10 protein-coding genes are annotated in these 12779 nt (G+C 38.2%); 2 read left to right on the top strand and 8 right to left on the bottom strand.

What is annotated here, in order from left to right; genetic code table 11:
• Window positions 1-81 precede the first annotated feature (81 nt).
• The 6 genes from CAL6303_RS15025 to CAL6303_RS15000 all read right to left on the bottom strand — a co-directional run bounded on the left by CAL6303_RS15025 (window position 82) and on the right by CAL6303_RS15000 (window position 6300).
• Complete coding sequence (locus tag CAL6303_RS15025; protein ID WP_015198662.1) at window positions 82-594, bottom strand: acyltransferase; 513 nt, start codon at window positions 592-594, stop codon at window positions 82-84.
• A 6-nt stretch (window positions 595-600) separates the two neighbouring features.
• Window positions 601-1224 (bottom strand): hypothetical protein, encoded by a 624-nt coding sequence (locus CAL6303_RS28560; RefSeq protein ID WP_015198661.1) that lies wholly within the window; start codon window positions 1222-1224, stop codon window positions 601-603.
• 184 nt (window positions 1225-1408) lie between these two features.
• Window positions 1409-2686 (bottom strand): ABC transporter ATP-binding protein, encoded by a 1278-nt coding sequence (locus tag CAL6303_RS15015; RefSeq protein WP_015198660.1) that lies wholly within the window; start codon window positions 2684-2686, stop codon window positions 1409-1411.
• 15 nt (window positions 2687-2701) lie between these two features.
• On the bottom strand, window positions 2702-3544 hold the full coding sequence (locus CAL6303_RS15010; protein ID WP_015198659.1) for an ABC transporter permease: 843 nt from the start codon (window positions 3542-3544) through the stop codon (window positions 2702-2704).
• A 40-nt stretch (window positions 3545-3584) separates the two neighbouring features.
• The gene (locus CAL6303_RS15005; protein WP_041739626.1) at window positions 3585-4013 is read right to left on the bottom strand and encodes a hypothetical protein; all 429 of its coding nucleotides are present in this window, start codon (window positions 4011-4013) and stop codon (window positions 3585-3587) included.
• A gap of 937 nt (window positions 4014-4950) precedes the next feature.
• Window positions 4951-6300 (bottom strand): glycosyltransferase family 4 protein, encoded by a 1350-nt coding sequence (locus CAL6303_RS15000; protein WP_015198657.1) that lies wholly within the window; start codon window positions 6298-6300, stop codon window positions 4951-4953.
• Window positions 6301-7415: 1115 nt separating this feature from the next.
• Here CAL6303_RS15000 and CAL6303_RS14995 point away from each other — a divergent pair.
• Window positions 7416-9548 carry a GumC family protein gene (locus tag CAL6303_RS14995; protein ID WP_041739623.1) on the top strand — a complete coding sequence of 711 codons (2133 nt, stop codon included), beginning with the start codon at window positions 7416-7418 and terminating at the stop codon, window positions 9546-9548.
• A 12-nt stretch (window positions 9549-9560) separates the two neighbouring features.
• Here the strand turns inward: CAL6303_RS14995 and CAL6303_RS14990 are convergent, their stop codons facing one another.
• Window positions 9561-9821, bottom strand: coding sequence for a hypothetical protein (locus CAL6303_RS14990; RefSeq protein ID WP_015198655.1), 261 nt, complete (start codon window positions 9819-9821; stop codon window positions 9561-9563).
• A 589-nt stretch (window positions 9822-10410) separates the two neighbouring features.
• Between CAL6303_RS14990 and CAL6303_RS14985 the strand changes: the two genes are divergently transcribed.
• The gene (locus tag CAL6303_RS14985) at window positions 10411-11949 is read left to right on the top strand and encodes a dolichyl-phosphate-mannose--protein mannosyltransferase (RefSeq protein ID WP_015198654.1); all 1539 of its coding nucleotides are present in this window, start codon (window positions 10411-10413) and stop codon (window positions 11947-11949) included.
• Window positions 11950-12000: 51 nt separating this feature from the next.
• Here the strand turns inward: CAL6303_RS14985 and trmB are convergent, their stop codons facing one another.
• Window positions 12001-12636 carry a tRNA (guanosine(46)-N7)-methyltransferase TrmB gene (trmB, locus tag CAL6303_RS14980; RefSeq protein WP_015198653.1) on the bottom strand — a complete coding sequence of 212 codons (636 nt, stop codon included), beginning with the start codon at window positions 12634-12636 and terminating at the stop codon, window positions 12001-12003.
• Between the last annotated feature and the right edge of the window lie 143 nt (window positions 12637-12779).

The following is a 12779-nucleotide window of genomic DNA, read 5'->3' as shown; positions in this document are numbered from 1 at the left end:
GAATTAAAAAACTACCAAAATTCAGATTTTAACTTTTTATATTTAGACATATTAATTTAATTTTGAGGAGTTTATCAATTTTTACGAGGCTGATATTTCATCTGGTAATTTTTTATCACTTCGATAACGAACATCCCCAACAACATGGGCAGGGACTCCGGCTACAATTGCATAATCAGGTACATTTTTAGTAACTACAGAACCAGCCCCCACAATTGCTTTTTCGCCAACAATTACTCCTGGTAAAATGGTGGCATTGCTACCAATTGCAGCACAGCGTTTGACTTTTGTTTCCACTACATGCCAGTCATCATCGGTTTTTAAACTGCCATCTTCATTCGCAGCACGGGGATAAAGGTCATTTGTAAACATAACTCCATGACCAATAAAAACTTCATCTTCTAAAATTACACCTTCACAAAGAAAGCTATGAGATGAAATCTTACATCTACTGCCAACAATTACATTTTTTTGAATCTCTACGAAAGCACCAATTTTTGTATCATCACCAATTACACAAGTATAAAGATTCACTAAATTTGGATGAAAAATTTTGACATTATTGCCTAATTTCACATCATTACTAACTGGCATATAAACCTACTTTTTAAGTCTAGTGGCTGGGGACTGAAGCTTCTGACGATGCAAAAATAATCCGCTTAAAGTTAAGCAAATGATTCCAGCAATACTACTAGGCTCAAATATAGAGACAGGAGTTGCAGAGCCGTAGCTGACACGACCAGTATATAAACCATTAGAATCAACTACACTGTAACCACTTTCATTTCTCCCCGCGCTGGCAAATGGAGATATTCCAAAAACCAATCCGCTAGAGTTAAAGTTTGCTGCTAATCCTGGTTTATTAATCACAAAGTTCAATATTGGATTTGTTTTATCTTCAATATTCAGTTTGGGAAATAACGGATAACTAACATCATCACGTTCTGTATATGTATTGCCTAAAAAGTTAAAGCTAAAACTTTGGAGAGGAATTTCTTTTAAATTAGAGTTAGTGAATAATTTGTCGTCGTATGTAAAAATACCACTGTAAGATTTTCCATAACTCAAGGCTATATTATCAATTGTACCAATACCAGGCAGAAAAAAATCACTGACTGTGAAGGTTCGACTAACTACAAGTGCTTGTACGAGACTTAGATTTAAAGCTGCAAAGCTGAAACAAGTTGCAGCAGCATAAATGGATAGATTTTGCACAAAATTCATTGTTATCTCCAGCAAATACTCTGATGTTGTTTAGTTAAAGACTTATTGTTTTGATGTATGAATAAGTGGTTAAACAAAATTAATTACACAATATTAAGGTATGAAATCCTGATTCAGAATAAAAGCTTGGGTGTAAATAATTCTGCGCGATGACTTATGATACTAAAACTTAAGGTCTATAAAGCTATTCAACTATTTTCCAGACTGTATCTTCTAAGTAAGTACACTCATTAGATTCCCAGGGGTAATCTACTCGCTCAAATTTATGCATACTGACTTCAAATTGGCAAATCTCCCTCAGATTTTCTAGTAAAGTTTCGCTGCTTCGTTCAGAAAACCATGTTGTCAAGCTATAGGAACCCATATACAGCCGCAATTTAGGTATTTCACATCGAAAAATATGTGTTCCTCGCTCATGGCGAAAAGGTGCGTCGGAAAAAAAGTAGAAAATACTAATAGGTTGTCCCAGGGAACTGACTATTTGAAATGAAAAGGAGAGACTTTTGTCGGGTTTCTCAATGTGGAGGGCAAACTCAAAGGTAATGGGTTCTCCCCAGCAATGAATTCCTTCTCCTTCTGAGGTATATACTTTTGCCCAAGCAATATAGTTACCTGTTTTGTTCTCTGGTGCTGTGTAAGCAGTTTCTGCTAGACTATTTTCCTTTTGTCCTGCTAGGTATAACTGCACAGCTTGACCTGTATCTCCATCAAATTGGACGTTACCTTTAGAAAGTAGAATACAACGTTTGGTTAATTGCGCGATCGCTTGCATACTGTGACTGACAAATAAGACTGTTCGTCCTTCTTTGGTAGCAACATCACCCATTTTACCTAGGCATTTTTTCTGAAATGCGGAATCTCCAACAGCTAATACCTCATCCACAATCAGAATTTCTGGTTCTAGGTGAGCAGCAACAGAAAAAGCCAATCGCACATACATCCCTGACGAATAACGCTTAACTGGAGTGTCTAAAAATTTCTCAATTTCTGCAAAAGCAACGATTTCGTCAAATTTTTGTTGAATTTCTACCTTACTCATCCCCAAAATGGAACCGTTGAGGTAAATATTTTCCCTCCCAGTTAATTCCGGATGGAAACCTGTTCCTACTTCTAGTAAACTTGCCACCCTTCCTTGAATGGCAATTCGTCCTTGGGTGGGTTCGGTAATGCGGCTCAAAACCTTTAACAAAGTCGATTTACCAGCACCATTGCGCCCAATTACACCAACTGCTTCACCCTCTTTAATTTCAAAAGACACATTATCTAATGCCCAAAATTCCTCCCGCGCTGGGTTAGAGATTTGTTTAGCAGTAGGTTTAATAAATGTCTTTGCTAGGGATTTCGCCCCATGAGCCATCACATCCCGCAACGCTTTATACTGATACCGACTTCCGGAATCCTGTTGGTGGGCAATTATATATTTTTTACTTAAATTCTCTACGCTAATTATTTTCTCAGACATGTGCCAAAGTCCTATCTAAATTACATCAGCAAATGTCCGTTCCATTTTTCGGAAGTACCAAATGCCACTTAGTAGTAAAAGTACAACCAAACCCACAGACAACATGAATCCAGACCAATAAAGTTTTGACTCTCCTCCTAAAATTGCCCAGCGGAAACCATCAATTACGCCCACCATGGGGTTTAATGAGTACAGTAACCGCCACTTTTCTGGAACAACGTTGCTACTAAAGCCTACAGGTGATACGTACAAACCAAACTGGACGATAAACGGCACAATATAGCGAAAATCCCGATACTCTACATTTAATGCTGCCAACCACAACCCCGCTCCTACAGAAGCGGCAAAGGCAATGCCAATAAATAACGGTAGCGTCAATATTCGCCAACTGGGAACGTAGTTATACCAAGCCATCAGCCCCAAAAGAATAATGCCAGAGATCATAAAATCTACAAAGCTGACAATCACTGCACTGGTGGGTACAATCAAACGCGGAAAGTAGACTTTAGAAATCAGATTGGCATTACTAATTAAACTATTGCTGCACTCACTCAAAGCAGTAGAAAAAAACTGCCAAGGTAGCATCCCCGCAAATACCAAAATTGGATAGGGTACTCCCTCTGAAGGTAGCTTTGCCAAGTTTCCAAAGACAATGCTGAATACCACCATCGTCAAAAATGGTCGGATTAGTGCCCAAGCTATGCCAATCGCAGTTTGCTTGTAGCGCACCAAAATGTCACGCCATGCCAAAAAGTAGAACAGTTCTCGATAGCGCCAGATATCTTTCCAATACTGCTGTTCGGTGCGTCCAGCTTCAATTACCAGTTCTTGTTTTGAGGTAATTTTTTCACTATTCATACACAGTAAAACTGATGCATCTATGTAATATTCCTGAAATTTAACCGATAAACTTAAAATCTTTAATACTATGACAACCCACTAACCGGGACTGCCTACGAGTAAATTCGCCAACTGAAGGATTACCCTCAGGATTAACTACCCCAACTACCTGCTGCCAAAGCTCTTGTGGTGCGGCAGAAACCTGATATGTGTGATTATCAGACTTACGAACGTGATACCATTTAGTTTCTTGACACTCTTCACACCAAAAGGATTCTAACCATTCCCCCTCAATCAGCACTGCCGTTTGAGTGGCTACTAACATTAATGCACTGCGTCTATTTATACCTCTGCTCTGTAACTGTCCTGCGTGATCGGCGAAGATCCGATATTTCTGGCTAGTACTATCTAGATAGCAACCGTGAATTGGACAACAGATTGCCCTGCGTTTAGAACGTTTCCGATTTCGAGCACACCTTTTCTGCAATTCGACCTCCCATATCAATCAACAAAATGCTAAAGGAAGGTTATCTTGGAGGGACTGAGATCATGAGACCATCGAAGCCCATCTCCTAAATTGATAACTAAGTATTTAATTAACTATTCGATTGTCCAGAATAAAAATCTACTGCAAAGCTAATTGTTTAGTTTTGCTGAGTTAATATCATTATTTTTTGTCTTTGAATTGTATTGTATCACAATTGACGACAATATTATCAGTTTCAAATAGAACAATAATTAATGATACTAACTGGATATAATTGTCAAGATTTTTATCTAGAAGTGGTGTTTTGTTTAATTGTCCACAATCTAGCTAATAACAAGCTATGAAAGTGGGAAATCTAGAATTAAATTTCCAATCTTCTTGACTAACAGAAGATGTTTCAACTTGGTAATTTTTTAGTGAAATTATTGCTCAGTATACCTCACCAGTAATCTGAATCCTTAATTGACTAGTCAATTAAAAAAGATAATTAGGTTTAATTAACTCCTGCGCTGTTCACTTGGAAGACACTGTATGTAGTATCTATTGTCTCAGCAAATACTTCAGATGGATGGCATCTAGTTTGATCTACTAATAAATCTATTTTAGATTTATTTTGTTTGCCGAGTGTTGGATTACTTCAGTTGTAGACTTACTTTTTAATAACGTACCAATCTGAGCGTAGTTATCATCGGTGCGTGCCACTACAAATATTAATAATTCCGCGATTATATTGTTGTAGCGTCACACACCCTAGAAATTGGTATCTTATTTTTCCGAAAGTCCGTTAGTGCTTGCTTTAAAGTATTGACTCTGGATGTTCTCAGGTTAATCGCCAGCTTGATAGTTGAGAATAGTTGAGAATAGGTGAGAGAAAATCGCTCAGATTATAGATAAGAGGTACGGATATTTAATGTAACCATTACTCATTACTTGTTTTTTAATCTGTATGACTTTGAGATACAGTTCGCGTATCTTCAGATGATATTGCTCGACGCAAAACATCCAAATACTGCTTGGAAATGATTTTAGGTGTGAAATGCGATCGCAAATACTGACGACCTGATTTTCCCATGCGTTCTGCTAATTGGCGATCCCGACTGAGTAGCCGAATAAATTGCGATAAACCACTGCTGTCTCCATTTTCAAACGCAACACCACAATCGGCTTCCTGAATCAACTCCCTTAGGTATGAGTCCTGGCAACAAATTGCTGCTATTGGTCGCTCTGATGCCAAAGCTGAGTAGAGTTTACTGGGAGTCACCAAATTTTCTGTTCGTTCATCCACAGTCACCAGAGATAAATCGCAAGCAGTTAAGGAGTAGGGTAATACATGCTTGTCTTGGTATGGTAGGAACATAAAGTTATCCAATCCTAGCTCTTTTACCTCTTGAATCAGTTGATCCCGTTTTGCACCGGAACCAATGCAGACGAATTGAATCGCTTCATCCCGTAATTCCTTTGCGGCTGCTAGGATCGTATCCATATCATGACAGCGACCTAAATTACCTGAATAAAGGACGGTAAATTTTGTCACTAAGTTATGTTTCCAAGCAAACCAGTTTTCTTGCTTGGCAATGGGTACAATCCAGTCTGGATCTGACCAGCTATGAATCACAGAAACCTTATCACTAATTTCTGGACAACTCATTAATATCTGTCGTCTCATGGCTGGACTCAGTACTACGATTCCACTGGCATTACGCCAAATTCGGCAATTTAAGTTTTGCCAGAACTTTGCTAACCAATGATGCTTTGGTAATACTCCCAGTGCGATCGCAATATCTGGATAAAGGTCATAAAGGACGCAGATATAGGGAATACGGAACAATAGCCGTGCTAAGTACCCCAATAATGGCAAGAATGGGGGAGCTGTTGTCACTAACAGGATATTATTTCGATTCCGAACCCGAAATAAATGCAATGCTGAACGAAAAGTATACAGAATACCATTAACTGCTTTCCCACGAATTCTCCCTATCCATAATTGAGCAGTACGCGATCGCTGAATTCTCACTCTGCCGAATTGCTCAACTCCAGGTGCATTTGCCGTCTTAAATGCATATCCTGGTTGACTAGTAAAGACTTCAATATCTATCCCCAAAAAACCCAAGTTTTTTACCAGTTCTTCTACTAACTGACCTGTAGCAGCGTAGTCAGGAGGAAAAAACTGTGTAATGACACATAGCCTAATCATCTGCTGAGTTTTCGTAGAATACTGATTTTTCCCATCCATTTCAGCAGAAACTGGCTGAAATAATTTGAGATTAATCCACTCGTTAAATCTCATCGGCTATACCCTAAATATCCTTGTTAGATAAGACCACTGATTAATACTCTGACCATCCCTTAAGTACGGCAAGCAGACCACTCCTATATAGTTATAGGAACGTAATTAAAGAGGTGTTTGGAGCTAATTTTGCCCAACTCATAACAGGTATGGATGAGACGAATTTTTCCCTCATACAAGTATCAACAGCTAAGGGGATCTGGTGTTTGAATTTCATGATATTTCTCTAAAAGCAAACCTAAATATGGATCATTTTAGAGATAGAGCATGAGGGCTAACACCCTTCATCTCGTGAGCTAAGAACATACTAAAAAGCAAACTACTTCTCAGCTTTTAGACATACCTTAAACTAGCTTTTACCTGAAGACTTTGAATGTATTCACATAGGATTTCACTTTTATTATGTAGAAGTATTAATTTTTGTATTCTTACTGTTACATGTAAGTCTGATTCAGAAGAAACATCTATCTATTTTTTTACATGTAATTTTTAACTAGATTAGCATGTTTGAGATTTACTTACAGACTTCATCAAAAATTTATATAAATAAAGCTATTGCTAGTATTATCGCTGATCTTTATCTTTCAAATACAATACATTAATTCGTAATTTTACTTAAGTATTTTGTTTTAGAGATAAATTAGAAATCTTTGTTAATACGTTATTAGATTTTAAATATCACTCTCTAAACTTCTATTTTGAATTTTAATTATATCATAAACTATACTTTCACTTTAAGCAATATTACTCAGACGAATAAAATTTATCTTTATATGAAATGGTTATATGCACTTTATTATCAGCTTAATAGCTTGATCTGGAAATTTATATGCAATACATATATGTTTCAGTGCATAATAATTTAAGCAATCGTTCCACAGTATTCAACATAGAATATAAGATTTTACGAGTTGAAATTTAGATTATGGCAGGGGTTACATAATAGACTCAAGATATCAATGTTAGTAGCCAGATTATTAGCGGTGTAGCGATGAATAACTAGTGTTTACGTGGTTGTACGATTATCGCCTTTCCTATGGCTGAAGCTTCTTTCTACTTCTAAAGTCTGTATAAATACCATTTAAGTTGTCACGAAATGATAGTGAAAAATCATGATGAGGAATAACTATTCTCAAGCCTCAAATTCTGGACAAGATAGAAATTCTGGCTCTGAATTTTCTCAGTCTCAACCTTTCCCATGGTCACAAGAGCAAGGGGATGATTGGAATTTTCGAGATTTTCTAGATATACTGAGGCGACGCTCACTAATTCTGTTGGGAGTTGCCAGTTTGGTAATGACAACTTCCGTCATTTCCCTGACTAAGCAAAAGCCTATATATGAAAGCAACTTCCGGTTATTAGTTGAACCTGTAAATGATGACACTAAGACTATAGATATAGTTAAAGATCAGAATCAAACTAAATCGAGTTTAGACTATGAAAGTCAAATCCAGGTACTAAAGAGTCCTGAATTGATTGGAGATGTGGTTAAGCGCTTAAAAGACATCTATCCAGAGATTGATTATTCTAAACTTGTAGCTTCTTTAACTATTAACCGTTTAGGAGAAACCAAAATTATCGAAGTTCGCTATCGAAATCAGAATTGGCAAAAAGCGAAAACTGTCACCAAACAAATAGCAGATGATTATCTCCAATATAGTTTGCAGAAGCGACAAACAAAATTACGACAGGGGATAGCTTTTGTAAATGAGCAATTGCCATCAATCCAACAACGAGTAGATAGAATTCAACAGGACTTGCAAATTTTTCAGCAAAGGAATGATTTTGTCGATCCAGAAACCCAGACAGGGCAAATCAATAATCAAGTTAGTATTTTATCTCAACAAAGGTTAGCCATAGATCAACAATTAGCCCAAGCTCGTGGAAATTTGGGTAGTTTACGTCAGCAAAATGGAGAATTAGTTGCACTTAATGATGCAAACTTATATCAACAGCTAACTGTTCAATTGCAAGAGTTGGATGCTCAGATAGCTCAAGAGTCGGCTCGTTTTCAAGGGGAAAATCCGACTATTTTGGCATTAAAGGATAAAAGGAATAATTTATTGCCTTTACTACGTCAAGAAGCAGAGCGCTCTATGGCAATCAAGGTTGCGGCTGCTACAAATCAAGTTGAAGCTTTGGAGATACAAAATCGGGAATTAGCCAAAGCTGAAGAAAAACTAGAACAAAAGCGGAAACAGTTGCCAATTTTGACGCGTAAATATACGGAAATGCAGCGTGGATTACAAGTTGCAACTGAAAGCTTGAATCGGTTTCTTGCTACCCGTGAAGCTCTACAAATTCAGATATCCCAGACGGAATTACCTTGGCAGTTAATTCAACCACCTAGTCAGCCGCAAAATCCTGTATCTTCTGATACTAAGCGAAGTTTATTAATGTCTTTTCTAGGAAGTCTGGCTTTGGGAATTGGTGTTGCTTTGTTAATTGAAAAGCTTGATAATACTTACCATACACCCTTAGAACTCAAGGAAAAGGTTAAGCTACCGTTGTTAGGTATTATTCCTTACGAAAAACAACTACATACTGGACAAGATCGCTTGACTAAACAACAAGCTGCGGTAGTCAGGTCATCTGATTCGTTAGGTGAGAAAGTTCCAGATTTAGGGTTCATAGCTTTTGATGGTTACGATGGCTACTCTGTCAAGTTTATTGAAGCCTTAAGGGTGCTGTATACGAATATTCAGTTTCTCAGTTCTGATCGACCTGTTCATTCGGTTGTGGTTAGTTCGGCAATGAGTGGTGATGGCAAGTCTACGATCGCATTCCATCTAGCTCAGGTGGCAGCGACAATGGGGCAACGTGTATTGTTGGTGGATGCAGATTTGCGTCAACCACAAATTCATCAGTTAGCAAATTTAAATAACCTTTGGGGATTGAGTAATTTAATTTCAACAAATTTACCTCTAAATGAGGTGATTCAAAAGATACTTTGGATGAAACAATTGTCTGTAATTACCTGTGGTCCGATACCACCTGATCCGGCTAAGTTACTGTCCTCTCAAAAGATGAGGCTATTAATGGAGGAGTTCCATAAAAACTTTGATTTGGTGATTTATGACGCTCCTGAGTTGGTGGGGTTAGCGGATGCTAATCTGTTGCTACCACATACTAATGGTCTTTTGTTGGTGGCAAGGATGGGTAAAACTGACAGTTCGCTGTTGAAGCGATCGCTTGATAACTTGAAGCTGTCTCGGATGAATATTTTGGGTGTTGTTGGCAATGGTTAATTTGCTAACTCTTCAAGCATGGAGGTTGGCTTGAGATTGTAACCATGGATCTACAGGTTGTCCATCTTTGCGACGCAGTTCGATTTCGACTGTCATCACTTCTTTAGAACCGGGAGGGGCTGGTTTTTGGTGAAAAACGATGTCATAGTCCATAGGATTGTGGTTACGTTCGGTGAGCCAGTCGTGAACCTTAGTAGTTGCAAAAAATGATTGCCCTTGTTGGAACATTTGGGTAATCTGCATTTGTAGTGAGTAGGGATTTAAGCGACCCATTTCTGTTACCTTTGTCAAGTAGATTGGTGATTAATATATTGGCATATAAGTAGGTGGGTGTTGAAAATTGTCGTTATGACAAGGCAGTAGGTGTTACCCTGAGCTTGTCGTACCTTACCTGCGGTACGCTCCGCTCCGGCTCCGCACTGAGCAAGGCTCAGAAAAATCGGTAGCCGTAGGGCAGTAGGGGTAAGCGCAAACATTTGGGGTGGCTGTGCCTCCTGTTAGGGTTTGTAAGAAGACTTTGAAGTTAATTTACATTACGTTACATAGCGGAAACTTTTTTAGGGGCTTCCGCCTAGGCTGTTGACTTTGTTGAAAATTGGGCGATTTTTGGTACTTTTGTTCGTGAGGTTTAATCCCTCGTTAAAACCCTACCAAAATAAAGGTTTCAGCCAAATATCGCGCTTCTGGTTTGGGTGAAATATAAACCATGTCAAACAACCGTTTGCCCCTACTGAATAAAAACCGCTATATGCTAATTTAAGGATACCTCTCTACAATTTCCCCTGTTTTTTTTGTACCGAAATATATAAACTAATGACTATTGACTACTGAGCAATGGATCATTAGTAAGAATTAATTGCGAATGAATAAAAAGTGGTTTCAAATTGGTTTAGCGAGTATATTTTTGCTATCACTAGTACTGAGATTTTGGGGACTGGCAAGATTTAATACTTTGGTTTTTGACGAAGTTTATTATGCCAAGTTTGGTAACGATTATCTCACGGGTGTGCCGTTTTTTGATGGTCATCCACCTTTAGGAAAGCTAATTATTGCTGTTGGTATTTGGCTTGGTAGTCATGTTCCTTGGTGGCAGGACATTGTAAATGGCTTAACTGGCTCAATGCGATCGCCTATGAGCTATCGTTGGCTAAATGCGTTGTTTGGCTCGTTTATTCCGATGATTTTGGCTGGGATTGCTTATCAAATTAGCCAGCGTCGCAGTTATAGTTTAGTTGCTGGTTTGTTTGCTGCTTGTGATGGGATTTTTTTGGTAGAGTCTCGCTATGCTTTAATCAATCAGTATATAGTCATTTTTGGACTGTTGGGTCAGTATCTTTTATTACTGGCTTTGAACTATCAACAACGATATAATCCTTTCAGATATTTCCTCTGCTTAACTTTAGCGGGTGCTGCTTTCGGTGCTTCAATTGGTACTAAGTGGAATGGTGTATTTTACTTGGGAGGAGTTTATATACTTTGGGTAATCGCTTGGTTGATTCGCTGGTTACAATCATCTAAGTTTGTAAATGCTACTGCAAATTTTATCGATGCTGATACTCGCCAAAGCTATCAACAATATAATTCACCTTTTATATTAAATTTTGTCACTAGGCATAGATATACTAACTTCACGCCTCTAGAAAATCTGACGAAGTTACACTTTACACATATTTTTGCCTTTTTAGCCGTTATTCCGGCTGCCATTTACGGGTTGATTTGGATCCCTCATCTGCGCTTGGATACCCGCTACAATTTTATTGAAGTTCACAGACAAATTTTCTCTTTTCATGAGCGTTTAGGTGGTAACACAGCGGGAGTACATCCCTACTGTGCAGCCTGGTATAAATGGCCCCTCTTAACTCGTCCAATCGCGTATTTATATGAGACAGCACATAGTTTTACAGATCCATTACCTGTAATGGGACCACCTCTACCAGCAGGTGTGGGTAAGGCTATTTATGATGTTCATGCAATGGGGAACCCATTTTTATGGTGGTTTGCTTTCGCGGCAATTATGTTTCTTTTAGTTTTGCTGGTATGGGGATTTCTGGAACCTTTGATTAAGATAAATCGTTTAGTTTTACCTGTTTCGTTAAACACAGAAACTTGGATTGCTTTATATTTAGTGGTGAATTATTTTGTAAATCTCTTACCTTGGGTCAGGGTTAGTCGTTGCGCTTTTATTTACCATTATATGACTGGAGTGGTGTTTGCGTTTTTAGCGATCGCATTAATTGTAGAACACTGTCTTCGTAGTTATCTGCTACCGTTACGCTTTGCTGGTGTTAGTATTATTTTCGTGATTTTAACTGCTTTCATCTTTTGGATGCCGATTTATTTGGCTTTACCCATGACTTCATCTGCTTATCATATGCGAATGTGGTTTCGTTCTTGGATTTGATGATCTAGATTCATGCTCTAAATTATGGCACCAAATCAGTCCAATCAAAATTTATGACTTGACAAAAACCACGCGATATACTGGTTCGCCTTTTTCCAAAGTAAATATTTCCCGTTCAGTCGCAACAGGTAGGGGATTTTCCGGCAACCACTCAGCATCACCTTGACGGAAAAACCCCGGATTTTCCGAAAAGCGATCGCGCATTTCCACCGCAACGAATTTTATATCCGATTGCAAGAACACAATTCCCCCAGGTGCAAGGTATTCAGCTAATTCACTAACTAGTTCTGGTTGCACTACGCGACGTTTTGCGTGACGATTTTTAAACCACGGATCGGGAAATTGAATAGAAACCCGTTGTAATGTACCGGGAACTAAGCAAGATAGCAAAGGTTTTAAGGAAATATTCGCATTACAAAACAAGCAATGCATATTTTGAAGCTTTAATTCATCACGTCGCTTGTTAACGTCCTCTACCAACGGTTCCCGAATTTCCAAACCTAAAAAATTCCAGTTGGTCTCTAATTGTGCCATCTCCAAGATAAATTTTCCCCTAGCACAACCTATATCTAAATGTAGCGGTTGATGAGGTTTACCATAGATTTTATCCCATTCCAAAGGGTTAGCAGGTGTTTGGTATTTATCTGCGAGGGGATTAACATGTTGACGAACTCGAATTTTTGCCAAAGATATATTCTCCAGTTATCAGTAAACAGTAAAGAATTATGTATTTATATTTAGTTTCAAGTTATTTCTCAAAGTATTTTTCCCGATTAAGCGCCAGAACAACTGTTCTCTCCAACGCTGGAATTATGATCTGTGTTAATTTT

This window comes from Calothrix sp. PCC 6303 (genome assembly GCF_000317435.1).
Lineage (GTDB): Bacteria > Cyanobacteriota > Cyanobacteriia > Cyanobacteriales > Nostocaceae > PCC-6303.
Note: the sequence above shows the minus strand (reverse complement) of the source record. Positions and strands in the feature narration are given on the sequence as shown.